Raw genomic sequence first — 22,974 nt, 5'->3', positions numbered from 1 at the left:
TCTCTACAAATAGGCTCTTCTGTATCTAGCTGTCACATTGACTGCATCGCTTGGAATTATTTGCAGCATATTATGTCCCTTTGCAAATGGAAACATCTGCAAAGATAAATCAGCTAATTCATTTGCAAACTCCCCATTTTTTAAAATCAGACTTTTTTTCGTATCGATCGTTAACCTATCGCCAGCTTGAGCAACGAATGGAACACTTTGAGATGCCCCGCTGCCTGTTGGTTTATTAATCTTGTATATTTTAATATTTTTTATGTGCATATCCGTTCGGACCGTGCCTGCCCACAACCTAAATGCGACCTGTATGCTTGTTACAGGAGACATATACCTTCTAGCATTGTCTGTAATTCTTGTGCGAGAATGCACCCAATTATGTGTTCCACTCTTATCAATCTGTGCAAAGTAAAAATTCCACACATTATCTACTCTGATCACACGGATAATTCCGCTAAAATTATTCCAGCCTTTTGGATCGTCTGCAGTAGCACTCATTTTCAGAGTGGAATTATAATCTCCTACTTGAGCATTGCCGAAGTTTTCGGTTTTCCCCTTCCAAGCGTCCCCGAAGCTGATTTTTGCCAATACGTTGCTGTTTGAATCTCTTAAATATACATCTAACATGCCTGTCTCTTTATCGACATTAAGATTTTCTATATAGATATCTGCTTTAAAATCTTGTAATGAGGTTCCAATACCTTTAATTAATGATGGCCCTTGCCAATCAAGTGGATAGATTGCATTGCCATATGTTGCAGGGTAAAACCCCTTGGAATCTACACCAACTGTTCCAGCTATATGCCCGGCATCAACTTCTACTGCTGTTTGCCACGTCTGTGTACTTTGCATGGAGTCCTGGAAGATTAATTCTTCCTTTGCGAATTCCTCTTGCTCCATGCTAGCAGCTACCCCTAAAACAATTGATGGAGAAGCACCTTGACGATCTGATAGAGACTTATTTATCACTTCTAATCTAGTGATATTTTTTAAAACATCTATATCAAATATTGGATAGGTTTCCGCTGTGCCACTGTTTATCAAATTATTATTTGATGAGATATTCTGAGCGATTTCTTCACTATATCCATATGGATCAGGACAGATGAATTGAATGGTCCCTTGTCTAATAGACGCAATTCTTTCAAAGTCATCAATCGTATTTTGCACAACAGCATAGTAGATACGACCAGGTTCATCATCAAAAGTGAGTGGTACAGGTTCATCCGTAACCAACCATTCCGCGAGCTCGTCCTTATATTGTAATGCGTTGTAATCATCATTTACGATAAAGCTTATCGGTTGATTGATAACAAGAGGCTCTTTGGTACTCGTATGCAAAAACGCTCCATGGCGCCCAGGTATAGATAATAGATTGCGTCTAACTGTTGAGAAGGGGGGCTTCTTTCGGCCGCGAAGTAAAATGAGCCATGGTTTTCTAGTGCCGTTGAATGTTAGTGATTTCATACTATTCCCCCCTTGCTCTTAGTTTCCTTCTTGTATCTGCTTCCTTCATCTCATTGATATAGGGATAGGTTCCACGAGCAACTTCCCTGCCGTCTAATACCATTACTGGATTCATGCCTTGTGATATCGCACTTTCTATCTGCCGAAGAAGATTAATAACTTCTGGATCTGTAATGCCTTGATTATTATTGCCCCCAGACATCCCCGCATCGATCATCCGCATTAAATTAGCCTGCTGAGCTTCGGTAAGGACCATTTCATTTCTTAGTAGACGGACATCAATCTCGTTATGTTTAGGGGCATTCATAAACTGAGATACCAATCCACCAACATGTAGGTTAGGCATTTGACCACGTCCTACAATTCCGCCTGTATGGTGGAGCTCTTTCGGAATTCGACCTGACCCTCCAGTAGTATTAACGACTTGTTTGTATGATTTTTCTTGTATAACAATATCTTTGAAGATTGCTTTTCCTAGAGATGAGTTTAGTGTAGCAGATACTCCAATTAATTCATCAATCTTTAATTTAACATTTTCTAAATTAGTAATTTGAGTTTGAATTGCCGACGCTGATTTTCGATATTCTTCAGTATTTCTTTCGTTAAGAGGTGTTGTTTTCTCGAGCTCGGATTTTTTTGTTTTTAATTTTGATATTTCCACTTCAATCGTTTGAAGTTCTTCTCCACGTTTGGCGTTGATGTTAACCTGCTTTAACTCTATATCGATCATCTGGCGCTTAACTTCATCCAAAGCACCAATTTGTTTTTGAATTTCTTTTAATTCTGTAGATTTTTCAACGATTAATTCTGCAGCTTCTGCTCTTTGTTTTTTAATCGCTTCTAGTTTGTGCTCTTCCCGTTCAATTGTTTGATTAATGCGACCTTGTTCAAGAGTATCTTCGTTTGCTTTAGCAGCGGCAAGCTCTCTTTGAAGATCACTTATTTTTGTTCGTTGATCATATTCGTCTTTGTCAAGTTGACTCATCTTCTCCTTTTCTTTATTAATGGACTTTATGAGCCTCTCTTCTTCCTTCAAATAATCCGCCATATTAGCTTCAGCTTTAGCCTTCTCGGCTTCAAGCTCTAAACGAATCATTTCGATTTGCTCATTATTAAATTTTTTGGCTTTATCTGTATTTTCAAGAAGGATATTTCCTTGATCAGTTAAAACAGTATTAGATTCAGGGACTACCTCAATAATTTGACCATTTAGATCTATCAATCTTGTCATTTGATCATTTGATAGACTTGATTTCTCTCGAAGCTTCTCCTGTTCCTCTCTTAATCTAGCAATAATGGTTGGATCCGAAGTTTTTTGAAGCATAGAATTTATATCAACAAAACGCGCCATCTCATCAGCAGTTAGCTTAGAATGAGCTTTCAGGCGATCATATTCAATAATATTGTCTTCTAATGCTTTATGTTGTTCGCGCATAGCAAGTACATTATCTAGAGTGATTTTTTCCAAATCCTTATGGTAAACCAAGGAACTCGCTATTGCTCCCCCTAAAAGAGAGACTCCTGCAATGAGCCAGCCTGCAGGACCCATCGAGAACATTAGTGATTTTATTGACATTGCTAACTTCCCGACTGATGAAATAAGAAATGCTAAAGCTGCAGTTGTCCCTGCAAAAGTAATGTTTGCTTTTACAGCAGACATATCCATCTCGCTAATGGCTTCTACAACGTTTGCTCCCTCTCGCGCAATATCTGTTAGCATTGGTAAGAATTCATTTCCAACTTTTATCCCGAGCGTTTCTAATGCACCAGTAAATTCCTCGTATGCACCATTAAGGTTGTTCATCATGATATCAGCAGCTTCTTTGGAAGCACCACCTGAATTCTTTAAGGCTTTCGTAAACTCATCTAACTGATCTACTCCACCCTCCATTACAGCAATCATTCCAGAAACAGCTTCTGTTCCTACAAGTTTTGCCAATGTGGCTACTCTTTCAGTGCTTGTCATGTGTTCCGTGCCTTTGATCAACGCCTGAATAGTTTCGGATAAGCTATAAGCATTTCCTTCTTGATCCTTCATGGCTATTCCAAGGTTAGCCATCATCTTTCTTTGCGTATCTGCAGGATTTTGTAAAGCTAACAAAGCAGCACGTAAGGATGTACCAGCTTGACTTCCTTCCAATCCAGCATTGGTCATGATTCCGATGGCAGCTGAAACTTCTTCAATACCCATTCCCAAAGCATTTGCAACAGGAGCCGCATATTTAAATGCATATCCCATATCTTCAACACTCGCAGCAGAAATATTAGCTGTCATGGCTAGAATATCAGCAACCCTTGAAGCCTCCGATGCCTCCATTTGGAAAGAGTTTAATGCCGCAGCCATAATGTCCGCTGTTGACGCTAAATCACTTCCAGAAGCTTCTGCGGCCGCAATAACACCAGGCATAGCCGCCATAATGTCATTCGCATTGAATCCCATTGCCGCCATATCTTCAAAAGCAAGCGCAACTTCGCTAGCTGATTTAGATGTTGACGCTCCTAAATCGAGGGCCGAGTCTTTAAGTTTTGTGAATTCTTCCTCAGTTGCACCAGAAATTGCTTTAACACGGCTCATTTGCTGTTCAAAATCTGCAGCAGTTTTTACACTTAATCCTAAACCAGCTGCAATGATTCCACCTATAGCTGCCGATGCAGTTTGGATTGTTGATAGCATTTCTTCTATGCTAGCTGTTGTATTTGATACACTTTCTTCTGCAACTGGTCCCAGTTCTTCAACTGCAATTCCTAAATCAGTTACCGAATTGACAGTTTCTCCAGAAATATCATTGACGTTCCCTAGTTGTTCCTCCAAGTCACTTGCTAACTCTGTTGCAGGGACAATACCTGATTCTGCTGCATCCCTCATTGCTACAGTAGCGCTTTGCAGGTTGTTCATTGATGTATTAGTCGCATTGGTAGAATTCGTTATATTTAATAGTTCTGTTCTGGTTTGCTGCATACTCTGTTTAAATTGCTGTGCTTCAAGCGTTAAGCGTGCTCTTAACTCTCCTAAATCAGTAGCCATATATTTTTAATTACCTCCCTTCCTTCAAGATTTGTTGGCTCCCATATTTGTCATTAAGCGAAGCTCTTCAAATTTTTCACGATTAAAAGTTTCATTTGTTTTTTTATCTAAACTCTGGGTAAGGCTGTTCATTAATTCCTTGTAATCCTCTTCTTGTAATGATCTATTATTAGTAGCAAGATGAATCATAATCTGCTCAAGTATTTTTTCGTTTTTCTCTTTTGCTTTTTCTTCAAGCATTTTAGGTAAATCTTTGAAATAGTACTGGGTTTCAAGCACTTTGGGAGGAATATTTAAAATGAATGAAGCTCTATATATAAACTCGTCAAATGATAGTTTGCCTTCTACTTCTCTATCTTTTTCGGCAGAAGGCTTTTGAGGTTTTTTCCAATTTCACCTAACTTATTTCTCTGAATTGTTTTAGTAATAAATTCAATAATTTCATATAGCGCAACGTTTTCCCGAATGTATTCAGGTTCTATATCACTTAATAAAGCAACAATCTCTATCACTTCATCCAAAGCTAACTGGCATACCGAAACTACAACTGAATAAAATTCTTCCTTAGGTGCTAGCATCACTTGTACTATTAGCCCAGGAAGCATATCTACTTCTTCAAATAGCCGTTTCCACCGATCAGGAGTTAATTTAGGGATATCTACTTTTTTCTCATGGAGGTACATTTTATTTTCATTCGATTTTAAGATATTCATTTTCTTTAATTGATCTATCATATTGATTCCTCCAATAAAAAAAGAGAGACTAAGCTCTCTTAATTTGTTATTATGCAATGACTACTGAAGCATCACCCAGAATGTACAAAAGACCTTTGTCATCTGGATATCCTACGAACACAATATTTGCAATCCTTTCGTTATCCGCGTTATAAGTATACTCAGGGTCTGCTATCGATCCTGCAATAGGAATGGTAATCCAATCATTCTCTGTTGTTCCGGAAGATGTTGGTTTAATAACAAGTTTTTTTGCATCCTTCAGCAAATCAAAACCAGCTTGGGCATATACTTCTAATTTTTTCTTTTCATTTGGACTAGTACCTGATTTGCCATATTTACTATTTGGAGTAACTTTACTTAGCTTCTCAAGATCATTCAAAGCAAACGGGACCTTAACCTCGCAAGTCCTCCCCTTCATGACGGATTTCACTGGAGTGTCCCCGTATTGATCGACTGTAATATCCTGTTTTGTGGTATTTACACGAAAAGTAATTCCACCTTTAGTGATATCGAAAATTGTAGGACTCGTGTCTCCATATTCGACTTTTGCTGGGCCAATTGGAACATCAATAATATTTAAGGCCATTATTTTTTAACTCCCTTCGATGGTTGTATTTTCAATTTAAAATTCGTGGAATAGACAGGTCTGTCAAAAGTATCTAAGCCAATCGGAATAGGATTACTTTGCATTGACCGAACATAATATACGAGATTTGACCCTATTTCCTGATGATTAATAGAGTGTAAATGATTAATCAATGACTTCGCTAACTGCTCTGTTTTATCCATCTGATTAGAATCCTTTTTGTAAGACTTCCCCTTCACAATGATTTGGAAAGTTGGAAATTCCATTGGTAAATCACTAGATGACTCAGCGCCACCTGAACCAAAAACAAAAAGAGCCGGCAGTCGGCTCTCATCTACATCAGGCATGAAATTTGCATCAGGATAGACATTAAATCCCTCTAAAGAAAGATGATTAATTATTTCTTTTGCCCTCATACCATCACCTCTTACTAAAACGAGAAAGCTCTTCTCAGTTCGGAAATAATTAATTGTTCATTAATTGCAATAGCATTCTCAAGATACTTCTTTCCAGGCATATATCCTTTATGCATTGGCTTTGATCTAGTGATTGGACCAGGAGACATATGAACTACTCGACCGTCTGCTGTTTTTCGAAATCCTTCATGTTGAACGGTAGCATAGTGATCAACTTCGGGGCTAACGCCAAAATCAATATACTTGCTTTTTAATAGTGTTTTCACTTCTCCAACATGAAGTGAAGCCTCTAAATCTCCACTACCCGGTGCAACTGGAGCGAGCCTTTTCGCATCTTCAATCACCTTTTGAGCGAGTTCAATTAATATCCGGTCAACCTTTCGTTCTGTTTCGATTTCGATCTGGTCAAGTCGGTCAATCATCGCTTCAATACCTTCGATAGTAAAGATTTCACGATTAGCCATACACAATTACCTTCTTTACTTCATCAGTTCCAAGATTCTTTTTTATTTCGATATGTTTGATGTCATAACGAACCTCTTTACCTAATGCATTTGTGTACAAGAAGTAATCCTGCATTTTCAATTCTTGAGTGCCCTCTAAATGTATCTCGGCAATTGAATGTACTTCTTCGCCCTTATCGTTTTTGATAAGTTTTTGCTCTTCAATGACTTTCACTTTCTTCGGTATTGGCTTAAAACCGGTTAGATAATTTTGAGTATCTACCCTACCCCAGCTGTCTAACATTGCAGAGTAATGCACGATATCGGCTGGATATCCAAATAGACTCATAGCAGCATACCACCCTCAAGGATAACGCTTGGTTCTGATTCTTCTAGTTCATAAAGTGGAACACCAAGGATTTCACGAACCTCGGGAGCTACTTTGTCACGAGTCGTATACTCGATTCGGTCACCCGATTCACTGATATGTTTAATTCCTTGCTTTCCATATTTGAGTACAGGATCCAATCCTTGTAGTTCCCAAATCACCTGATAGCTAATAATTTCATCTGAAAATACTACCTCTGGAAACCAACGCTTGATATTTCTCATTGCTTGGACAACAGCAATGTCCTTTTTTGATGAGTCATCCCAAGCTTTTGAATCTAGAATATTAGCTTGAATCCATGTATTTATTGATTCAATTGTAGGCATTATCCCTCACCTACTTCTTATCAGATTCTTTTTTAACAGCTTCTTCTTGCTTCTTCTTTTCCTCGGCTTCTGCCTTTTTACGAGCAGATTCTCCAGCTTTTTTCTGGGCTTCCTCTTCTTCTTTTAAACGTTCAGCAATTTCATCAATTTTCGCAGTCCCGAGATTAATAAGACGTTCCCCATCTTCTTTCTTAACCTTCTTCATTGCGTCACCAGCTTTAAACCATTTCCCGTTGTGTTTAACGGTTCCTAGTGCGATTAAATCCATTTATATTCATCCTTTCTTTCAAGGCTAAAATAGGGCATCAGCAGAGCTGACACCCATATAATTAAATTACTGTCGCAGATACAACAGAATCATTATATCCGAATGAAGGAAAGGCAAGGTTTACTCCAATCGTTTCAACACGGATAGGATGCTCGTTAATCTTACGGAAAACATAGATTCCATTAGAGTCTGTTTTCTCCGTTTGGATATCACTAAGCATTTCCTCTGTTGATTCAGCCCACAAATAATGACCAAGTGCACTATCTGGAAGCATTACAAAGCGATTCTGTGGTGCCATGCGAATAGTTGAGAATGACAACTTACTGTTTGACAATGCTTTGTTCTCAACACGAGCCTGTGTATCGTATTGAACAATTTTAGGAAGACCAAGAGAAGCAAATAGGCTATCTAATTGCTGCTTATTTAATTGTGGTGGATTAGCTGAACCTGATGGATCACCATGGTAAGCAATACGAACATTCTTGTTCTGCAACAAGTAAGAAATAACCTGTCGTGAAGCTAATGCGCGGGTAAGGTTAATACCCTTATCTTGCATTGCACCAACCCAAGTCTGAATATCATCAATAGGATTGGAGTTTGTTGTATCGCTCCATAAATCCGTACCAGAAAGAACTGGTTTTTGATCATTACCATAACCAAAGTCCACAGTTAATTGTACTCCACCTTCTGTATAAGTAACTTTCCCAGTGGAGATAGCTTGCATGGCAATCCATTCTTTACGTGCTTTGATGGAATCTACCGCATAATCAGCATCATTTAACTGCGTACGACGCAATTCAGCAATCTCATTTGCACGTAAACTGCCTTGGGATGCTTGAAGCAACAAACGTACTAGCTTTTCATCCATTGCACGACCTCGCTGAATTTTGGGAATTTCTATTTTTTGTCCTGTCGTTCCCTCGCGGCTGCCATAATCAACTTGTGAGCCAAGCTCAGCGATTTGAGCCATTACAGGTAATCGAGATCCCTCACGAATTACATCAACGCTTAATTCGGATGTTTCATGAGCTGGGAATAATAAATCATGTAAATAAGTGTTAGGTGTTGCTAGATTACGAGAATATACTAATAATTCTTGACCTGATAACGCTTGTTCTAAGCCTAGTAATTCTACTGGCATTTATATCATCCTTTCAATTTTGAGTAATAAAAAACCATCTTGTTGATTTCAACAAAATGGATTAAGCAAAATGGATTTGTGGCATTTTTCCTTTTAAGGTAGCATCTACAGTAACCGGAATACGTTCTGAAATAACTTTGGCCATCTCATATCCAGCTGCAACGTGATCGCCTTCGGTAACATCATAAGTATGCTTTAGGATTACTGTAGGGTTTTCGCGGCCGTCTGTGGCATCTGCTTTGTAAGGACCATATTTACCATTAGCCAACTTCCCCATCGGCATGCCTTTCTTTACAATTTTCTTTCCATCAACTGCAGTTACGACACTAGAATCAATTGTGATTCCATTGACTACCTCACGAATCACATCATATGAAGCTAAGATTTCGATATGGTCATCCACTTCAAATCTTTGTGTAGGTTGTAAACGCATGAACAATTCCTCCTTAAAATTAAGCTTAAAATTAAGCCCATGGATTATGGGCAGTAGTTGTTTGAGCCCCACGAGTGGAAGCAAGCTTTTTAATGTTTTCCAGTGTTTCCTTTTGGTTAGGGGGATTATTAGGAATTGATGCACCAAATCCTCCAGACCTCTTAAGAAAATGCGGTTTTTTCTTAGCAAGTTCTTCTAGAGCTTCTTTCACTCCGGTGATATTTCCATTGTCATCTTCTTTTGCCTTGGATAGATCAGCGAGCGCTAAGGCGTCTTCCCAGTCTGTGAATCCAAGTTCATTCGCAATTACTTTAACTTCTGAATTTAATAATCTTTTAAATGTTTTTTCTCGCTCTTCTTTAAGCTTTGTTTCTAGAAGTGCATCTACATCAATTGGATTATCTTTCTTATCATTTGGCTTGTCCTTATTTAAAGCCGTTGTCATAGCTTCAACTGATTCAAAGCCTAATTGTTTTGCTAGTTCTTTCTGTGCCTTCTTTTCAGCCCGTGAAACCCTATCCTGGACGATTTTATTTACGTCATCCTGATTGAATGTTTTTTGCGGGTCTGCCGGTGGATCAGCAGGAGGGTCTGCTGGCGGATCATCAGAAAACATTTGCAGATCACCAATAGATAACAGAAAAGGCTTTCTAACTTCCTCTTTCCTAACCTCTTTTTCCTTGGCAAAGAGTAGCCAAAATGAAACTAATAACGAATAAATGTATGTTGAGATATTTTTCATGTTAACCTCCTAATTTTAAGCCTCAGTAGGCTGTTTCCGCGTTGTTCTTTTACGCCTGCAGCACGTAAAAAGGCATAATAAAAAGCACTCAAACAAGTGCCAAGTCGATCTACTTTTTGATTTCCAAGCCCATCCTTCTGAAATCCCCCAACCATTCCTGATACTTCTTAGTATTTCTAGCCTTATGACTGGCAAAGGTCCTTAAATCAGGGAGATCAGGCATCCTAGACTTATAACGAATCCATTGTTTGCGAGTTTCGTTTTTTTTTGATTTCTCTCGTTGAATTTCTTCGTACTTTTTTATATTTTGCTCAGTTCGATTATCGGTAAAAACACGATTAGAATCCTTCAAAGCTTGCTTAACATCGTCCTCATCTTGATACCTTTCTACCCAAGGTGTAGCGTTGTGCACACAATGTCCATGATAAGGCGGCCTAACAGTAAGTGCAGGGAACCGTTTATCTTTACCACTAACGCTATAAACTCTTCCTTGGTACTTGGAACATAACTCACAGGTAATTCCAACAAAATTGACATAAACAAGATCCTGTTCATTTTCAATCATCGAGTTTATCGCACCATCTACGTGTGCTTTTCGCTGATGATATTGAATAACATTGGCCATATACTTTTCAGCAGGCATTTCAGCACCATTTTTGTAGACAATTCCTGTAATCCCTTTATCAGTGAGCTCGCTAATAGCTTGCATCGTTGCTTGCTTACGAGATACCCCTTGAATTAATGAGCGTTCATTTGCCGTTTTTATTACTTGTGAAACCCGATTCTTTGTATCATTAATCATAAAATCAGTCGCTTCAAGTATACGATAGAATACCTCATTAGAAATTTCTTGAACCGCCTCTCGATGGATAACAGACTTCAAAATAGTACCTGCTTCTTTGATTCCTTGTTTAATTAGTTCCTTAATGGATTCACTTGAACCTTCTTCGTAAGACTCTTCAACGATTTGGGCACCTAATTCAGTACTATCGCCTTGTAACTTTGCGATTATAGTAGTTATCTGTCTTAAAATGGATTGTTTATGCCTTTTATTAGTCCCTTGTTCTAAACTACGAATCTGGTTTAAAAGTTCATCGCTCGCATTAGTATACATTTGTATTAGCTTCTCAGATTTGTTCATTCTTCATCACCGGAACCAATACTTGTTTTGGGTGGTTGAATATAAGTAGGCGAAAAGCTATCTGTTGCTTGTTCCTCTTTAATCTTCTCTACCTCAGCAAGAATTGCTTCCTCCGACCAATCGGGATGGAGATTTCGAACCGTTGTTTCAAGCGACTGAACACCTTTTTCGTATTTTTCGCCTTCTTCCGTATCACGCTCAGAGTCAGCTTTTGGCAGCATATCTTGCCATTCGACTACTGGTTCCATGATAGGATAATTGGTACTACCCAATGCATTTTCAAGCATGATACACTTACGAACAGCCTCTTTGATAGCAGCATCGAACTTTTCTTTAATAGCCTCTGCTTTAATTACCGACTGGATCCACTCATACAAAATAGAGATAGCTGATCGTCCACCATTCTCAGTATTGATTCCAACGGCTTGAGCAGATGTTTTAGAGATTGCTAGCATATAATCTATCAATCTTTCAACGTGTTTGAACGATTCTTCTACTTTAGCATCCCATGTGATATACATCGGCACAGCTCCGTTTTTCTCATCGTAGGAAACAACCTCAAGGTCGGCATTACGGACAAAGCGTTCACCGTAATATGCACTATTTCTATTTGCCACCGAATCCCACAAAGCCCGTGGAATAGCAAGTTTAGGCTTCCCGTGCTTTTCAAAGACTATCGAGTCACGAGTGATGGTCCAATTGATTTCTTCTTGGATACTATCGATATTTCGTAAACCTGATCGACCTCGAGGAATAAGCAGTGTATCATCATTAGGGACATAGCCACACATTAATTCATTGATGCCAGATAAAATTTGATTGTCCGGAACATACAAACCATATTGTTTTAAGTATTCGCTGATATCTAATTCTTGATTTACTGTTTCTCCATCCATTTTGAACACGAGTTGCTGAATGCTTAATTGATTTTCTTCTAATCGCTGTCTTTCCACTCGAAGAAACTTATCGTCACCTTTATACTCAATCCATGAAACATCTGCCCCTAGTTCATCCTCGTGCTCAAAATATAAGTCAGCTGGCTTCCATTCGAACCATGTTCCCTTTGCATCTCTACGGATCCTATAAGCTACCCCGCCATCAACCTGATGTTGCACAACAGCCGACCATATCTTTTGTTTGATTTTTGAAATGCGATTCACATCTTGAACAAAATCAAGCAGCTTATTATCACTCTCGGTATCAGCCGAAATATTCCCTATTGCCCTGTTAATTAAATCCGCAGGGAGCTCAGCAACAGCAGAAGCAAAGTTTACAACAACATAATGATGCATTGCTGCCTTTTCTACTGCTTGTTGATTTCTCCTCAAGTAATGCTGTCGAGGTTTTCTAATGAATTTTGTTACTTGTGTTTCCTTTGCCAGCTCTTGAGCTCTCGGAAAAATATTTTCATGGTTCCCTTCGTACAGGTCACGATAATATTTAATTTGTTCCACTTCCACATCAAATGGCGGTGGAGGGAATTTCTGTTTAATATAAACAATTGTCATGATTTCACCTGCCTTTCATTGCAAAATAAAAAAAGCCTAATCGACTTGTAGTTTAGAAAAATAAAATTGATTATCTTTCAAGACTTGATAAAGAACAGCACTCACTCGATTAACAGCATCTTCATCCTGTTCCGTATAGCCAGCTTCGAAGAAGCAAGCGTGTAGCAACTCATGTACAAATACCTGCTCTTTTCGTTCTTGGCTCATTTCTGCATCCAGTTCGATTTCTGCAGGGCCGTAGCGAACACATCCCATTTTTTCATGTTTATTTGCTAGTCCCTTTACCTCCATAACGGAGTATTCAATTCCAGCAACATTCACTTTTTCAGGCACCATTCAAATTCCCTCCTTACCATCCTGCCGGGCGTTGGTTTGACCATTCTAACGTTCTACCTATGCTAGAATGAACGCAATATCGCAATCCATCTAAGCAATGATCATTTTCTTTTACTGGCTTATCTTCTCCACGTTGCTGAGCCTTCTCGTCCCAAATGTAAGATGAAAGCTCTCTTAGAGTCTCAATGCAGTCTTCATGAACAAATAACCTATCATTCTCAAATAAGTTACTAAGACTTTGAATTCCATCTAAAACAGCATTATCAGCATGCACCGGATATATTCCATCCTCTTCTAATTGTGCAATTAGAGGAGTGGCAGACGGATCAACATAAATAGAAGCTCGTATATTTCCTATGAACTCCCTCAAATCCTTCGAATAAGCGCTGACTGTTTTTTGTTTACTCTGCTTACGGCCATTGTAGTAATACTCTTTTAAAACGTAATATTTATCACCTGCACGTCCAACAAGAATAAAAGTTGTTGGGTTATTTGTTCCGAAGTCAATCCCAATTAAATATTCATCAATTCGCTCCTGCAAAGTTCCAAAAACATGTTTATCTTGATTAAACATGTCATAGATAATTCCTTCTGCAAGCACCCAAAGCCCTAGAATAAAACGTTGATAGAAGATACCTTTGTACATCCTCTTATAACGTTCCTTGACGCGCTTTGACAAAGAAAGATTATCATCCATCGTGAAATGGATATGCAGCAGGTTCTTATCTTTTAATTGATCGAGATATTCAACCTTGAACCAGTGATGAGGTCCAGCCGGGTTGCAGTTAAACCAGAACTTTGCTCCATCAACCGAACAACGAGCAGTTGCTTGATTGACAAATGATTGCGGCATTAGCGCTACTTCATCAAAAAACATACCAGCAAGCGTGATACCCTGAATTAGATCTTGTGACCCTTCATCTTTTCCACCGAATATATAAAAGTAGTTAGTTTTGCCTTTATATGAAACGGTCAAAAAATTATCAGCTCGATGATCCTTTACAGTATATCCCCTTGCTTTAAGCATTCTTTTCAAAGGAGTAATAACATTACGGCGAAAAGAACCAATTGTTTTCCCTGCCATGCCAAGATTAACCTCATTAAAAGTATCCATTCCCCACATTACATAGGAAAGAGACATCACTACCGTTTTACCTGCACGGACAGAACCATCGCAAATTATCCCGTCTTTATCCTTTACTGGAGACCCTTCTCTCCACCAGGTAAGTACTTTCTTTTGCTTTTTAGAGAAAGGTTTGAATGTGAAAGGAGCAGGCTTCTTCTTTTTAGGTTTCTCAGATATTAAGGAAAAACGATTAACTATCTTCTTCGGTAGAGTGATCATCTCCCCACACCTCCGAAGTCGTTGCATTTAATGCTTCTTCAAAACCATCACTCTCATACTCTTCCTCTTCATTTCCACCAAATACTTTATGATGGGCAATCTTAAGTTTTTCTTCTTCAATCTGACGCTTAAACTTATCAGGGAATAAATCAAAGTAAAGGGACAGTTTATCCAAAGCTTTCATACGGTCTTCAAGCTTGATTGATACGCCATCTTTGCCTTGCTTAACCTCAGATATGATTGTTCCATCAACTATTCCTGATTCCTTGAAATCAACGTAATTGACCTCTTCCATGACTGGTTTCCCATGTTCATCAGTTATAGGTCCCATCATTCCAATAACAGGCACCATCTTCTGGCCGAATGTAAGGAAGTCTGTAATATCCGAGAAAGCAATCTTAATGTATTTGTTCAACACATCCATAGCTTCAAGGTATAACTCACTGGTCATTGTCTGCTTAATTCTCTTAATTTCATCTCGAACCCTAACATTGCCTAACAGCCTTGGTCCCTGAACATGAGCAGTAACTTTTGAATATCCAGCATTAATAGCAGCCTGTGTCGCATTAAAACTTCTCACATAATAAAGACAGAATAGCCTTTGTTTCTCTGTTAAATCACTGTCTTCAAGAAAATTATCAAGAGTGATTTCCTCAGTAACCTTCTCATTCTTGACTGCTGCTTTTTGGGGTTGCATCCTTTGTCTCGGAGTTGCATCCTTTTCGTTATTGGTTGCATCCTTTTTAGTAGATCCGCGAGACCAACCTTCACGGCTTTTTCTGCTTTTTAATGTTCCTAGCTTAATACCATGTTTCTCTGCTAATGCAGAAAGAGTAATCTTAGAGCTTTCAAATTCATTTCTTACTTCATCCCAATTAGGCATCACATATCACCTACACCTCCATGGTTGTTTTAGACAAAAGAAAAAGCACCCATTAGAATGAGTGCTAAAAATATTAATATCCACCAGTACCTGGGTCTACAGTTTTCATACACCACCACCGCCTGGATCTGTTATAGTTTTATATCCACCGCCACCTGGATCTTTTGAACCTTTATTCCAACCGCCTCCGCCTGGATCATTCATTGTCATTCCTCCTTCACACTTTTAGTTTAAGCTTATTCTTAATCGGGATACAATAACAGTCATCACACACACCGTTGTTATCTAGATATTCACGTTCATCTGCGATTTCTATGTTGCAATTCGAGCAAATCAATTTTTCAACAACCTGCTCCATTGCCTCATCTCCTTTTTAATTACATATTTCGGGAGATTCAAGCAAATTCCTGCAACAATTTTACTTATTTCTAATCGCGCCACGTACTCTTTTATAAGTTGGTCGGTTAGTACCCATTAATTCAGCAAGGTCACGACTAGAGAATTTTTCATTTGATATATTATTAGTGGATTTATCTTTATCCTTGAGGCTATTCATATGTTGTAGTTCTTTTGAAGAAAGATGATCAATGATTTTCATAAACATCACCTGATTTCATGAAATAAAAAAACCCCACCGAAAGGTGGAGCTCAAAAAGGGGGATAGATTAACGGCCAGTGAGAAATTTTCCGCGCCGATCCTGCCTCCCATTTTATCAAGCTGATTTCACTTCTGTACACAAATCGCCATTTGGAACATTTGGAACATTTGTATCAGATAGCTGTTCAACAATACTCTCTCTAATTCTTCTTATATGTGAGTGAGATAACCCCATATGCAGAGCAATCCAACGATAACTCTTTCCCTCAAGTAACCAGTGAAGCACTTCTTGCTCACGGTCATTCTTTATTCTATGCATTCTGTCTTGTATCACTGAAATTTTTTCCTCATACTTATGAATGACTGTATAGCGCTTTTCACGTCGTTTAACTTCTCTATACACTGGATCACTTGTAGTTCCTTGTGGTTTAGGCATAGATGATTCGTCTCCATATTGAGCAGTAAGACCTTCTCCGGCTCCTTTCATGGAATCCCTCAATACCTTTATCGAGTTCATCATCCAATGATAATCCTTTAGTATGGATTCAACTTGTTGTTTGCTGGCAGCTTCTTTCAAGTGGACCCCTCCCATGATATAATTTGAGTGGGTAGGTCAGGAGGAGTCCTGGCTTTTTATTTTGACAAAAGGTGTGATCATCATAGAAAAAGAAATTGATTCATCCGTCATTTACGATATTAACGAATATCCTGATAAAAATAGTGGCCGTTGTGATAATTGCAATAAAGGGCATTTCAAAAGTATCATTAGTGAAAGAAAATTAATTAGAGAATGTCGTAATTGCGGAATGAAGAAGAGTATTTAGCTCTTTATTTACACCTTACGCATATTAAATTCCAATACGGGTACTTTAATTTATACCGAGTAAGGCCAATCCTCCACATATTCGATTACCTCAATAGATTCAGGTCCTTGCTCGGTAACAGTGATTAAATTGCGACATTTTCCATTATTCAACTCGCTCTATCTTTTGTTTCTTTAATCAGTATCCTAATGCTCTTTTGCTAATATCTATAAATTCATAAGCCGTTGTTTCATAATTCTCATTCTCGCCAATTGGTGTGGCAACATGATAAGCAATCTCTTCCAATGCAGTTTTATACCGTTCAATTTCGTTCTCTTGCTGCTCTAGTTTCCGGAATACCTTCATCAGGAAATTTTTATGACTGTTCTTAGGCAAGGAAATTGCAACTTCTTTAAGGCCTCGACGATCTCATTCTTATCCAAATCTACACCCCTCCTGCAACTCATTTAATTTAGCCGCCAACCCCCGATTAGCTTCTTCGAGAGTTCCTTTAAGATTTAGAAGGCGCTCGTTATCATCTTTTAACTGATCAATTTTATCCCTTAACTCACTTTCGATCTTTAGACTTTCTTCAGCATAGCCGATTAGCCATTCAAAATTCTCATACGGCATTTCAGTGAAGAAGTCATGTCGTTTGGTTGTTACGACATCTTCCTTAATTTCTTGCAATCTGGCTTTCAAATCCTCCAAATTTACTCCTCCTACCTTTTGTTTACTTAATCCCATATATCGAAAATATCAATGTTTTCGCAATAATCTTCCAGTGAATCCTCAATTGCACCTGAAATATCTTGAAGAAATTCGTAATTGTTAGAAAGGTATTTGACTAATTCCTTAACTTTTCTCTTTGGAATTTTTGCCCCCTTTTCCTCGATCATGATATTGATTTCATTTTCAATAACCATTTCATATGCTTGTCTTAATTCCAAGGTCATTCCCTCCTAATCAATTAATAGGTCCCAACGGCGCCGTAATAAGTGTCTCATCAAAATCCTCAATTTTTGGCATTTCTCCAAGAAGTTCTTTTTGCTTTGCTTGCACAGAAGCCAATTGCTGTTTCAAAGTAGGTTCTTTTTGGATTATTCTTTTTAATCGTTCTCCTACATAGTCACGATAGAACTCCATCGTTTGTTCTTTTGTATCAGTGACTATTAGGTCCACAATTGTTAATGGGACTTCAAATACTTTATAACCAGTTGTTACTTCTGATACATTAAGAATGTTATTGGGCAGTGCTGCTACAAAGAAAGAAAATTCTCCCACTTTGATTTCATGACCAACTACTGGTTTCCACTCATGTTTGCCATTATCCGGGAACTTTCTGGCCATCCAAAAGCGTTTCGCCTGTTCGTTAACTGTAACTTCCAAGATTCTCCCCCCCTAATCAACTGATCTATCAACAAGTTTCATAAATCGCTTTTTCATATTCCTCTTTGGAGACTTTTTTCATTCTGCTTTCCAGGCCGATTTCCGTTTTCAAATAGCGTCTAGCACCATCGTAGCTAGGAAACCATATAGCATCACGATTCTGTAATACACTGTATAAACGATAATAAGCATCGAAAAATCCCTCTTTCGTTTCAACGATTCCAAAATCTTTGCAATTACTTAGCCAAAAAGTTTTACCATCCATGAAATTCCCCCCTAATTAACATTTTGCTTATTTTGAATCATATAATCGTTCAACCTCTTGCCAAATTCTCACAAGGAACATACTTTTTGCAGATTCTAAACCCATCACAAAACCTTCATGCCGATAATTGTTTCCTGTTAAGTTCTTATTCCATTCGATTTCTTTTGTTAGGAATTCTTCATATTCAACAATTAATTCAAGTAATTTATCATTTTTTCTTTTTTCGAGTAAATAAGCTTTTACTGCTCCCGTCGTTTCGCTCAACCATTTCACTCCCTAGTGACTTGATTTACTCTTTTGTTTAGCAGATCAACTGTAGCTGACCTGTTGAATCCGTAATTAAATCCATTCCGTAATTCCCATCTAATATCACTTTGAATATTGCTTCTAATTTCTGTACAACAATGCTATTGCCAGCTAATGCATAGAGAGTAGCATTTCTCTTTCCGAACTTTGTCGGGAATTCTTTTAACATAAGATCAAAATCTTCATCATCAAATCCAAACAATCTCCAACACTCACGCTCCGTTAGATAACGATATTGTGGTCTATTTAATCGGATAATCCCTGCGTTTGGACATCTATCTTGCCTTTCAGTTATCGTGTAACAAAAATCTTGAATGACATCTAATTGTCTTTTATAACTGCCTGTGGGATTAGGATTAAATTCTTTGATCTTGTTTAGCATTGAAGGAATGGTAATTAGATACTGTTCTGGAATATCATCATCCGGGCCATACTCCAAAAATGATTTAATATCCTTCATCGGCTGGTGCTGCATCTTGCCAAAATCAAATATTTCTTCACCTAATAATGAAACGCAAAATACTCTTTCTCTTGCATGGGGAACTCCAAAATTCCTAGCATCCAGTACATCAAATGAGTTTGTATATCCTAAATCCTTCATTTGCTCTAGATAGTAATTGAAGATAGACACCACATCTTTATCTAGGACTCCTTTAACATTCTCCCAAATCACCACTTTAGGCTTCCAATCGCCCATCTCTTTAATTATCCTCAAGGTTTCAAGCATCAGCTTTGAACGAGAACCATCAGTATTACCTTTCCGATCTCGATTCCCCCTACTGTTATCCTGGCATGGCGATCCATGAACCAAAATATCCGGCTTTAAATTCCAGCCTCTTATATCCTGCGGCTTATGAAGGTGATCATATAAAGCGTTATATGCTTTAACCCTGTTCGCCTGCCATTCGACATAATCGATGCATTTATGATCTACACCAAGATTAATTAATGCTTTTCGGGGCGCGCCAATGCCTCCGAACAATTCTAGTATCTTAATCAATGGAGCCACCCCTTTCTAGTAAACTTAATAATTCAAGAGTTGAGTAACTCTTGATTTTCGTAAATATTGCCGATGACTTCAATATTCGTATATTCAAGACGATCATCATTAAAAATTAAGGATTTCAAGTCATGATCGTAAAGATCTATGAGTAACCCACCTGTGTAACCTTTTGGAAGTTTGAATCCTGTTTCGCTTTTTAGGTACTGAACAATCCAAGTTCCGTTCCTATAAACGATTTCTTGAAAGGAATATTCACCGTGGATAGAATCTTCAATGTCACAAGGGACTTTAACAACATCCCCCTCATAAATCTCCTTGCCGTTCTTGTCTTTTAGGCCTGTGTATTGCATAACATGAATAGTTGAATCATCGACTGAACCCCAATACAAAGGTTCGAAGTCAGTATTATCATCGATATATCCTTCTCCATTGTGTTCAAGTACAACAACCTTTCCAACAACCCCGGCATTATTAAACATCTTTTTATCATCATCTAACCAAACCCGAAACTTTATCTCTCTACTCATGAGACCCCTCCATACTTCCAGACATATCCACCGGCAGTTCCTTTGTATTTAATAGCCCGTCTGATGTTATTTTCTCTTACACCTGTTTTTCTTTCTGCTTCTCTCAAAGCTCCGTATTCAGCAAGAAATTCTCCATTTTTAGAAAACATAATTACTGACTTACTGTTAAAATTAGAAGCGCCATATAATCCTTCTAGCCATGTTTTTCTACCGAGTTCTCTATAAGCATGCAAATGATTCTCGGAATGACTTGCCCACTCTAAATTTGATAAGTCATTATTTATCTTGTTTCCATCAATATGATTTACAGTTTTAAGATTGTTAGGATTAGGAAGGAAAGTTTCAGCAATCAATCTATGAACTAAAAAGGTTTTTCTATGTCCATTCTTATAAAGACTAACTGACATATAACCAGAGTTTTGCAGAGTATGTTTTTTGATTTTTCCAGTTCTCACATTTCTGATTACACCCTGCTCATTGATAGAATAAAACCCTTCATATCCATTTATCTCACGCACGTTCATTCCTCCTTTGTTAAAATCGATAGGGCGAAACAATATCGCCCCCTAAATCGTTTCTAGATATGCTTCTGCTTCTTCTTGGGTGTCGAAACGTTTGAAAGGAGTATGCATCCCTTGGTAGTCCAAATACGCAACCCACTTTTTACTCGCTTTACCAAAAAACACAACTTTATTGAACATTATTATCCCTCCAGTAATTAGTAAACTTAATACAAAATCTATAAACTAAACCCATCCACTGCCTCATCCATAATATCCTGGTTAATACCGATGTACCTCATGGTCACGGCAGGACTGGAATGATTAAATATCTGTTGCAGAACGGCTACATCTTTATACTTTTGATAAAAGTGGTACCCAAATGTTTTTCTTAGGGTATGGGTGCCTATCTCACTTAGCCCAACTTCCTTTGCAGCAGCATTGAGAATCTTCCATGCTTGAACTCTGTGTATACGATCAGTACCCCTTCTTGATTGAAAAAGATACGCTGCCACTTCCTTATCAATCGTAAACTTGCTAATGTGTTCCTGGAGATCGTTATTGATTCTAAACCGTTTATATTTACCTGTTTTTTGCTCAGTGATGACGATATGACTTTTGCCCTTTACGTCGCCCACACGAAGTGCGAGTAAATCACTAATGCGAAGTCCAGTGTTAATACCCAAAACGAAGAGAAAATAGTTTCTGTAATGCTGACGCATCAAAACTTCCTTCATTGCCGCAATCATTGCAACATCTCGAATTGGTTGAACGGTTTTCAACGTCCTCACTCCTTTAAGATATTAGTTAGCTACTAACCCCTTAAACTCGTAAGCTCCAGCTGACTGATACAATACACCGTGCTTTTTGCTATATGGATTTTCTTTACGGATATCTTGCTTGGATACGCCTTCCTCATAGATGACAATCACTTGAAGTAGTTCTCGATCAAGGCTAGCTGCGTTTGTTTCGACAACTCTTCTTGCCAACCGTTACCCCTCCATCTCTTCATTCAATTCCCAAATTTCTATTCCGATACCAGGGTTAAACGAATACATCTTTTTGCTATGAACCTCGTAAACTTGATTATCATCTTTCCAGGCTATTGTATTTAAACTGTCAAATAGACCTTTTATAAGATTGTCTATATCAGGTTTTGACCTATGAATATACCCGTTATAGCGTTCTTTTTTCTTTTGGCTCCAACTCTTGGGAATTGGCATATAAAACGTAATATCAGCTAATATTGGACAATTTGATGGCGTTCTAATATGTTGATTAGCTAAAATTGCAATTTGCTGTTTGTATGCGTGATATCTTCTTGCCCTTTCATCAACATATTTCTGTTTTTGTGTAGTGCGTACAGCCCCCATTGGAATGATGGGGATAAATAATTTATTCATTACTTAATCACCAATACCGTTTCTTCAACGAATGACAGCTGCCCCTCTGGCGGTTCATTCTTTGATTGTTCTAGTTTCTTTTCGCAAACAGGACCTATCCCTTTTGCAATGCTTTTCTTACTTTTTAACGGCCGATTACATACTGGACAGTTCATAATTCAACTTTCCTTTCTGAAGAAAATATCATTAAGCATCCTAGCCCATAGCCATGCTTTTTAAATTCACTTGCCTGCGCCCAGCCACGTTCTTCATGGGCTTTGATTACTGACTTCAATTTTCCCTCAGTCAATGCATAGGCAATCTTTTTTAACTGGCGCGGTTGCTGTGACTTCCATCCATTAGTAGCCATTTTCTTGCCTCGCATGATTCACAGCATTTTTCACATAATAAGCAGTTTCGATTTCTTCCCTTGTGAAGCCGAACATTTCACCTAATACCAAATATTCCTCAACTAAAATGGAATAATGAACTTTGTTTCGAGTATCTTTAACTAAAAGAGATGTGCCATAAATATCAGTGAACAATTCGTGTATTTCATAAGAAGGCATTGCGATTGTTCCAATTAAATGTAATTCTGTAAAATTCAACTCTAAACCGATTTCCAAAACAAAATGAAATCCGTCCACATATTCTTCAAGGAGTGGGTTTTTTTGTTCTTCAAATCCTGTTCCTCTGCAAAAACCACATGATTCTTTTTTGCTTGTATAAATATTTGTTATAAAATAACCCTTACCAGTACAGGAATGGCACTTTCTCTCATACCATTTTCTTGGCTCCTGATTCTTACTCCAAAACTTAAACCCTCGCCATTCATTCGCACATTCTCCAAGTTCTACAAGCAATGCTAGAATCAATTTATCGAATCTATCAGGCTCGTTATATCCTATCCGATCACGAAGGATTCTTTGTTGATCGAACAATTTTTTCAGATTCATCTTCAATCCTCCTGTCCATTTCTTCTAAAGCAGCCGCCTTGAAATCTGTATGCCGCCCTA

The 22,974-nt window shown here is 38.1% G+C and carries 37 protein-coding genes; 1 reads left to right on the top strand and 36 read right to left on the bottom strand.

Annotated elements, in window-relative coordinates:
* Positions 1-3 precede the first annotated feature (3 nt).
* The 20 genes from ACFYKT_RS16720 to ACFYKT_RS16625 form a co-directional block, all read right to left on the bottom strand.
* Positions 4-1,470, bottom strand: a complete 1,467-nt coding sequence (locus tag ACFYKT_RS16720) for a distal tail protein Dit (RefSeq protein ID WP_389221944.1) — start codon at positions 1,468-1,470, stop codon at positions 4-6.
* A gap of 1 nt (position 1,471) precedes the next feature.
* Positions 1,472-4,495, bottom strand: a complete 3,024-nt coding sequence (locus ACFYKT_RS16715; RefSeq protein ID WP_389221942.1) for a phage tail tape measure protein — start codon at positions 4,493-4,495, stop codon at positions 1,472-1,474.
* 24 nt (positions 4,496-4,519) lie between these two features.
* Entirely contained in the window at positions 4,520-4,735 is a 216-nt protein-coding gene (locus ACFYKT_RS16710) for a hypothetical protein (protein ID WP_389221941.1), read from the bottom strand.
* A 104-nt stretch (positions 4,736-4,839) separates the two neighbouring features.
* Positions 4,840-5,229, bottom strand: coding sequence for a hypothetical protein (locus ACFYKT_RS16705; protein WP_389221939.1), 390 nt, complete (start codon positions 5,227-5,229; stop codon positions 4,840-4,842).
* Positions 5,230-5,278: 49 nt separating this feature from the next.
* On the bottom strand, positions 5,279-5,815 hold the full coding sequence (locus tag ACFYKT_RS16700; protein ID WP_389221937.1) for a hypothetical protein: 537 nt from the start codon (positions 5,813-5,815) through the stop codon (positions 5,279-5,281).
* A complete protein-coding gene (locus ACFYKT_RS16695) occupies positions 5,815-6,231 on the bottom strand; it encodes a minor capsid protein (RefSeq protein WP_389221935.1) in 417 nt (138 codons plus the stop codon). The genes ACFYKT_RS16700 and ACFYKT_RS16695 overlap by 1 nt, the downstream gene beginning before the upstream one ends.
* Positions 6,232-6,245: 14 nt before the next feature.
* Positions 6,246-6,695 carry an HK97 gp10 family phage protein gene (locus tag ACFYKT_RS16690; RefSeq protein WP_389221933.1) on the bottom strand — a complete coding sequence of 150 codons (450 nt, stop codon included), beginning with the start codon at positions 6,693-6,695 and terminating at the stop codon, positions 6,246-6,248.
* Positions 6,688-7,023 carry a hypothetical protein gene (locus tag ACFYKT_RS16685; RefSeq protein WP_389221931.1) on the bottom strand — a complete coding sequence of 112 codons (336 nt, stop codon included), beginning with the start codon at positions 7,021-7,023 and terminating at the stop codon, positions 6,688-6,690. Before ACFYKT_RS16685 ends, ACFYKT_RS16690 begins: the two co-directional genes overlap by 8 nt.
* Complete coding sequence (locus ACFYKT_RS16680) at positions 7,020-7,388, bottom strand: hypothetical protein (RefSeq protein ID WP_389221929.1); 369 nt, start codon at positions 7,386-7,388, stop codon at positions 7,020-7,022. Before ACFYKT_RS16680 ends, ACFYKT_RS16685 begins: the two co-directional genes overlap by 4 nt.
* A 10-nt stretch (positions 7,389-7,398) precedes the next feature.
* A complete protein-coding gene (locus ACFYKT_RS16675; RefSeq protein ID WP_389221927.1) occupies positions 7,399-7,656 on the bottom strand; it encodes a DUF7210 family protein in 258 nt (85 codons plus the stop codon).
* Positions 7,657-7,717: 61 nt separating this feature from the next.
* The gene (locus tag ACFYKT_RS16670) at positions 7,718-8,797 is read right to left on the bottom strand and encodes a major capsid protein (RefSeq protein WP_389221925.1); all 1,080 of its coding nucleotides are present in this window, start codon (positions 8,795-8,797) and stop codon (positions 7,718-7,720) included.
* A gap of 61 nt (positions 8,798-8,858) precedes the next feature.
* Positions 8,859-9,230, bottom strand: a complete 372-nt coding sequence (locus tag ACFYKT_RS16665) for a head decoration protein (RefSeq protein ID WP_389221923.1) — start codon at positions 9,228-9,230, stop codon at positions 8,859-8,861.
* Between the two features lie 31 nt (positions 9,231-9,261).
* Positions 9,262-9,972 carry a scaffolding protein gene (locus ACFYKT_RS16660; RefSeq protein WP_389221921.1) on the bottom strand — a complete coding sequence of 237 codons (711 nt, stop codon included), beginning with the start codon at positions 9,970-9,972 and terminating at the stop codon, positions 9,262-9,264.
* A 109-nt stretch (positions 9,973-10,081) separates the two neighbouring features.
* Complete coding sequence (locus ACFYKT_RS16655; protein ID WP_389221919.1) at positions 10,082-11,113, bottom strand: phage minor capsid protein; 1,032 nt, start codon at positions 11,111-11,113, stop codon at positions 10,082-10,084.
* Positions 11,110-12,621, bottom strand: a complete 1,512-nt coding sequence (locus ACFYKT_RS16650) for a hypothetical protein (RefSeq protein WP_389221917.1) — start codon at positions 12,619-12,621, stop codon at positions 11,110-11,112. Before ACFYKT_RS16650 ends, ACFYKT_RS16655 begins: the two co-directional genes overlap by 4 nt.
* Positions 12,622-12,657: 36 nt before the next feature.
* Positions 12,658-12,957 carry an ImmA/IrrE family metallo-endopeptidase gene (locus ACFYKT_RS16645; protein ID WP_389221916.1) on the bottom strand — a complete coding sequence of 100 codons (300 nt, stop codon included), beginning with the start codon at positions 12,955-12,957 and terminating at the stop codon, positions 12,658-12,660.
* A gap of 13 nt (positions 12,958-12,970) precedes the next feature.
* Complete coding sequence (locus ACFYKT_RS16640) at positions 12,971-14,302, bottom strand: PBSX family phage terminase large subunit (protein ID WP_389221915.1); 1,332 nt, start codon at positions 14,300-14,302, stop codon at positions 12,971-12,973.
* The gene (locus tag ACFYKT_RS16635) at positions 14,274-15,185 is read right to left on the bottom strand and encodes a terminase small subunit (RefSeq protein WP_389221913.1); all 912 of its coding nucleotides are present in this window, start codon (positions 15,183-15,185) and stop codon (positions 14,274-14,276) included. Before ACFYKT_RS16635 ends, ACFYKT_RS16640 begins: the two co-directional genes overlap by 29 nt.
* A gap of 418 nt (positions 15,186-15,603) precedes the next feature.
* Positions 15,604-15,783: a hypothetical protein gene (locus ACFYKT_RS16630; RefSeq protein ID WP_389221911.1), complete on the bottom strand. Its 180-nt coding sequence runs from the start codon at positions 15,781-15,783 to the stop codon at positions 15,604-15,606.
* A 115-nt stretch (positions 15,784-15,898) separates the two neighbouring features.
* Positions 15,899-16,360, bottom strand: a complete 462-nt coding sequence (locus tag ACFYKT_RS16625) for a helix-turn-helix transcriptional regulator (RefSeq protein WP_389221909.1) — start codon at positions 16,358-16,360, stop codon at positions 15,899-15,901.
* 61 nt (positions 16,361-16,421) lie between these two features.
* Between ACFYKT_RS16625 and ACFYKT_RS16620 the strand changes: the two genes are divergently transcribed.
* Entirely contained in the window at positions 16,422-16,607 is a 186-nt protein-coding gene (locus tag ACFYKT_RS16620; RefSeq protein ID WP_389221907.1) for a hypothetical protein, read from the top strand.
* A 177-nt stretch (positions 16,608-16,784) separates the two neighbouring features.
* Here the strand turns inward: ACFYKT_RS16620 and ACFYKT_RS16615 are convergent, their stop codons facing one another.
* From ACFYKT_RS16615 to ACFYKT_RS16540, 16 genes are read right to left on the bottom strand one after another with little or no spacing between them, the layout of a single operon-like run.
* On the bottom strand, positions 16,785-16,982 hold the full coding sequence (locus ACFYKT_RS16615; RefSeq protein ID WP_389221905.1) for a hypothetical protein: 198 nt from the start codon (positions 16,980-16,982) through the stop codon (positions 16,785-16,787).
* 39 nt (positions 16,983-17,021) lie between these two features.
* Complete coding sequence (locus ACFYKT_RS16610) at positions 17,022-17,297, bottom strand: hypothetical protein (RefSeq protein WP_389221903.1); 276 nt, start codon at positions 17,295-17,297, stop codon at positions 17,022-17,024.
* A 26-nt stretch (positions 17,298-17,323) separates the two neighbouring features.
* Positions 17,324-17,536 (bottom strand): hypothetical protein, encoded by a 213-nt coding sequence (locus ACFYKT_RS16605; protein WP_389221901.1) that lies wholly within the window; start codon positions 17,534-17,536, stop codon positions 17,324-17,326.
* Between the two features lie 16 nt (positions 17,537-17,552).
* Complete coding sequence (locus ACFYKT_RS16600; protein ID WP_389221899.1) at positions 17,553-17,975, bottom strand: hypothetical protein; 423 nt, start codon at positions 17,973-17,975, stop codon at positions 17,553-17,555.
* 28 nt (positions 17,976-18,003) lie between these two features.
* Positions 18,004-18,240: a hypothetical protein gene (locus ACFYKT_RS16595; protein WP_389221897.1), complete on the bottom strand. Its 237-nt coding sequence runs from the start codon at positions 18,238-18,240 to the stop codon at positions 18,004-18,006.
* A gap of 27 nt (positions 18,241-18,267) precedes the next feature.
* Entirely contained in the window at positions 18,268-18,504 is a 237-nt protein-coding gene (locus ACFYKT_RS16590; RefSeq protein WP_389221895.1) for a hypothetical protein, read from the bottom strand.
* Between the two features lie 37 nt (positions 18,505-18,541).
* A complete protein-coding gene (locus ACFYKT_RS16585; protein ID WP_389221893.1) occupies positions 18,542-19,546 on the bottom strand; it encodes a DNA cytosine methyltransferase in 1,005 nt (334 codons plus the stop codon).
* Positions 19,547-19,578: 32 nt separating this feature from the next.
* The gene (locus ACFYKT_RS16580; RefSeq protein ID WP_389221891.1) at positions 19,579-20,076 is read right to left on the bottom strand and encodes a YopX family protein; all 498 of its coding nucleotides are present in this window, start codon (positions 20,074-20,076) and stop codon (positions 19,579-19,581) included.
* The gene (locus tag ACFYKT_RS16575) at positions 20,073-20,594 is read right to left on the bottom strand and encodes an HNH endonuclease (protein WP_389221889.1); all 522 of its coding nucleotides are present in this window, start codon (positions 20,592-20,594) and stop codon (positions 20,073-20,075) included. The genes ACFYKT_RS16580 and ACFYKT_RS16575 overlap by 4 nt, the downstream gene beginning before the upstream one ends.
* A 48-nt stretch (positions 20,595-20,642) precedes the next feature.
* Positions 20,643-20,777, bottom strand: coding sequence for a hypothetical protein (locus tag ACFYKT_RS16570; RefSeq protein ID WP_389221887.1), 135 nt, complete (start codon positions 20,775-20,777; stop codon positions 20,643-20,645).
* Positions 20,778-20,815: 38 nt separating this feature from the next.
* Complete coding sequence (locus ACFYKT_RS16565; RefSeq protein ID WP_389221885.1) at positions 20,816-21,358, bottom strand: site-specific integrase; 543 nt, start codon at positions 21,356-21,358, stop codon at positions 20,816-20,818.
* Positions 21,359-21,379: 21 nt separating this feature from the next.
* Complete coding sequence (locus ACFYKT_RS16560) at positions 21,380-21,565, bottom strand: hypothetical protein (protein WP_389221883.1); 186 nt, start codon at positions 21,563-21,565, stop codon at positions 21,380-21,382.
* 3 nt (positions 21,566-21,568) lie between these two features.
* Positions 21,569-21,979, bottom strand: a complete 411-nt coding sequence (locus tag ACFYKT_RS16555) for a RusA family crossover junction endodeoxyribonuclease (protein WP_389221881.1) — start codon at positions 21,977-21,979, stop codon at positions 21,569-21,571.
* A complete protein-coding gene (locus ACFYKT_RS16550; RefSeq protein ID WP_389221879.1) occupies positions 21,979-22,134 on the bottom strand; it encodes a DUF6011 domain-containing protein in 156 nt (51 codons plus the stop codon). The genes ACFYKT_RS16555 and ACFYKT_RS16550 overlap by 1 nt, the downstream gene beginning before the upstream one ends.
* Positions 22,131-22,328 carry a hypothetical protein gene (locus tag ACFYKT_RS16545; protein WP_389221877.1) on the bottom strand — a complete coding sequence of 66 codons (198 nt, stop codon included), beginning with the start codon at positions 22,326-22,328 and terminating at the stop codon, positions 22,131-22,133. Before ACFYKT_RS16545 ends, ACFYKT_RS16550 begins: the two co-directional genes overlap by 4 nt.
* On the bottom strand, positions 22,318-22,914 hold the full coding sequence (locus ACFYKT_RS16540; protein WP_389221875.1) for a dUTP diphosphatase: 597 nt from the start codon (positions 22,912-22,914) through the stop codon (positions 22,318-22,320). The genes ACFYKT_RS16545 and ACFYKT_RS16540 overlap by 11 nt, the downstream gene beginning before the upstream one ends.
* Positions 22,915-22,974 lie beyond the last annotated feature (60 nt).

Origin of the sequence: Cytobacillus mangrovibacter (assembly GCF_042865275.1) — a bacterium.
In the GTDB taxonomy this organism is placed as follows: Bacteria; Bacillota; Bacilli; order Bacillales; family Cytobacillaceae; genus Cytobacillus; species Cytobacillus mangrovibacter.
The sequence above is the reverse complement of the archived record's forward strand: the minus strand, read 5'-3'. Positions and strand labels throughout refer to the sequence as shown.

What these genes read in the sequence shown, in the direction of transcription:
- ACFYKT_RS16720 (WP_389221944.1), bottom strand. Translation starts at nt 1,470, where the DNA reads ATGAAATCACTAACATTCAACGGCACTAGAAAACCATGGCTCATTTTA.
- ACFYKT_RS16715 (WP_389221942.1), bottom strand. Translation starts at nt 4,495, where the DNA reads ATGGCTACTGATTTAGGAGAGTTAAGAGCACGCTTAACGCTTGAAGCA.
- ACFYKT_RS16710 (WP_389221941.1), bottom strand. Translation starts at nt 4,735, where the DNA reads ATGCTTGAAGAAAAAGCAAAAGAGAAAAACGAAAAAATACTTGAGCAG.
- ACFYKT_RS16705 (WP_389221939.1), bottom strand. Translation starts at nt 5,229, where the DNA reads ATGATAGATCAATTAAAGAAAATGAATATCTTAAAATCGAATGAAAAT.
- ACFYKT_RS16700 (WP_389221937.1), bottom strand. Translation starts at nt 5,815, where the DNA reads ATGGCCTTAAATATTATTGATGTTCCAATTGGCCCAGCAAAAGTCGAA.
- ACFYKT_RS16695 (WP_389221935.1), bottom strand. Translation starts at nt 6,231, where the DNA reads ATGAGGGCAAAAGAAATAATTAATCATCTTTCTTTAGAGGGATTTAAT.
- ACFYKT_RS16690 (WP_389221933.1), bottom strand. Translation starts at nt 6,695, where the DNA reads ATGGCTAATCGTGAAATCTTTACTATCGAAGGTATTGAAGCGATGATT.
- ACFYKT_RS16685 (WP_389221931.1), bottom strand. Translation starts at nt 7,023, where the DNA reads ATGAGTCTATTTGGATATCCAGCCGATATCGTGCATTACTCTGCAATG.
- ACFYKT_RS16680 (WP_389221929.1), bottom strand. Translation starts at nt 7,388, where the DNA reads ATGCCTACAATTGAATCAATAAATACATGGATTCAAGCTAATATTCTA.
- ACFYKT_RS16675 (WP_389221927.1), bottom strand. Translation starts at nt 7,656, where the DNA reads ATGGATTTAATCGCACTAGGAACCGTTAAACACAACGGGAAATGGTTT.
- ACFYKT_RS16670 (WP_389221925.1), bottom strand. Translation starts at nt 8,797, where the DNA reads ATGCCAGTAGAATTACTAGGCTTAGAACAAGCGTTATCAGGTCAAGAA.
- ACFYKT_RS16665 (WP_389221923.1), bottom strand. Translation starts at nt 9,230, where the DNA reads ATGCGTTTACAACCTACACAAAGATTTGAAGTGGATGACCATATCGAA.
- ACFYKT_RS16660 (WP_389221921.1), bottom strand. Translation starts at nt 9,972, where the DNA reads ATGAAAAATATCTCAACATACATTTATTCGTTATTAGTTTCATTTTGG.
- ACFYKT_RS16655 (WP_389221919.1), bottom strand. Translation starts at nt 11,113, where the DNA reads ATGAACAAATCTGAGAAGCTAATACAAATGTATACTAATGCGAGCGAT.
- ACFYKT_RS16650 (WP_389221917.1), bottom strand. Translation starts at nt 12,621, where the DNA reads ATGACAATTGTTTATATTAAACAGAAATTCCCTCCACCGCCATTTGAT.
- ACFYKT_RS16645 (WP_389221916.1), bottom strand. Translation starts at nt 12,957, where the DNA reads ATGGTGCCTGAAAAAGTGAATGTTGCTGGAATTGAATACTCCGTTATG.
- ACFYKT_RS16640 (WP_389221915.1), bottom strand. Translation starts at nt 14,302, where the DNA reads ATGATCACTCTACCGAAGAAGATAGTTAATCGTTTTTCCTTAATATCT.
- ACFYKT_RS16635 (WP_389221913.1), bottom strand. Translation starts at nt 15,185, where the DNA reads ATGCCTAATTGGGATGAAGTAAGAAATGAATTTGAAAGCTCTAAGATT.
- ACFYKT_RS16630 (WP_389221911.1), bottom strand. Translation starts at nt 15,783, where the DNA reads ATGAAAATCATTGATCATCTTTCTTCAAAAGAACTACAACATATGAAT.
- ACFYKT_RS16595 (WP_389221897.1), bottom strand. Translation starts at nt 18,240, where the DNA reads ATGGATGGTAAAACTTTTTGGCTAAGTAATTGCAAAGATTTTGGAATC.
- ACFYKT_RS16580 (WP_389221891.1), bottom strand. Translation starts at nt 20,076, where the DNA reads ATGAGTAGAGAGATAAAGTTTCGGGTTTGGTTAGATGATGATAAAAAG.
- ACFYKT_RS16570 (WP_389221887.1), bottom strand. Translation starts at nt 20,777, where the DNA reads ATGTTCAATAAAGTTGTGTTTTTTGGTAAAGCGAGTAAAAAGTGGGTT.
- ACFYKT_RS16555 (WP_389221881.1), bottom strand. Translation starts at nt 21,979, where the DNA reads ATGAATAAATTATTTATCCCCATCATTCCAATGGGGGCTGTACGCACT.
- ACFYKT_RS16550 (WP_389221879.1), bottom strand. Translation starts at nt 22,134, where the DNA reads ATGAACTGTCCAGTATGTAATCGGCCGTTAAAAAGTAAGAAAAGCATT.
- ACFYKT_RS16545 (WP_389221877.1), bottom strand. Translation starts at nt 22,328, where the DNA reads ATGGCTACTAATGGATGGAAGTCACAGCAACCGCGCCAGTTAAAAAAG.
- ACFYKT_RS16540 (WP_389221875.1), bottom strand. Translation starts at nt 22,914, where the DNA reads ATGAATCTGAAAAAATTGTTCGATCAACAAAGAATCCTTCGTGATCGG.